At 73.3% G+C, this 768-nt stretch carries 1 protein-coding gene; it reads left to right on the top strand.

Annotation, left to right across the window (positions count from 1 at the left end; translation table 11 throughout):
• Positions 1-13: 13 nt before the first annotated feature.
• Positions 14-768, top strand: a 755-nt coding sequence (locus B7L92_RS38990) for an ATP-binding cassette domain-containing protein (protein WP_255311383.1), incomplete at its 3' end; no start/stop codon positions are given.

Genomic DNA, 768 nt, shown 5'->3' with positions numbered 1-768 from the left:
CGACGGGCGCATCATGCGACGCCACGTCCTGCCCGTGGTGATCGCCCCGTCCCTCATCCAGGCGACGCAGGTGTTCGCCGTGGCGATCGGCATCCAGGCGGGGCTCGCCTTCCTCGGCCTGGGCAAGGCGTCCCAGGCCAGCTGGGGCGCGATGCTGGGCGACGCCTTCACCAACATCTACAACGCGCCCGCGCTGCTGGTCTGGCCGGGCGCCGCGATGGGCCTGACCATGCTGGCGTCGAGCCTGCTGGGCAACGTGGTGCGCGACGCGCTGGGCACGGCCGAGCCCCGGGTGGTCAGGCGTCGTAAGCGGGTCGAGCGAAGGGCCGCGGCCCCGGTGGCCGAGGCGCCCGCGGACCGCCTGCTCACCGTGGCGGGGCTGCGCGTCGGCTACCCGAAGCCCGGCGGCGACAAGACCGTCGTGGACGGGGTGAGCCTCACCGTGGCGCGCGGTGAGGTGCTGGGTCTGGTCGGCGAGTCCGGCTCGGGCAAGAGCCAGACGGCGTTCTCCGTCCTCGGGCTGCTGCCGAACGAGGCCGAGGTGACGGCGGACCGGATGGTCTTCGACGGGAAGGATCTGCTGGGCCTGGACCTCGCCGCGCTGAACGCCCTGCGCGGGCGCGGCATCGGCTACATCCCCCAGGAGCCCATGTCCAACCTGGACCCGTGCTTCCGGATCGGCTCCCAGCTCGTGGAGCCCATGCGCAAGCACCTGGGGCTCTCCCGGGCCGAGGCCCGCGCCAAGGCGCTCGAACTCCTCGCACGGGT

This window comes from Streptomyces viridosporus, from assembly GCF_002078235.1.
In the GTDB taxonomy this organism is placed as follows: Bacteria; Actinomycetota; Actinomycetes; order Streptomycetales; family Streptomycetaceae; genus Streptomyces; species Streptomyces viridosporus.
This window is presented reverse-complemented; position numbering and strand designations above follow the sequence as displayed.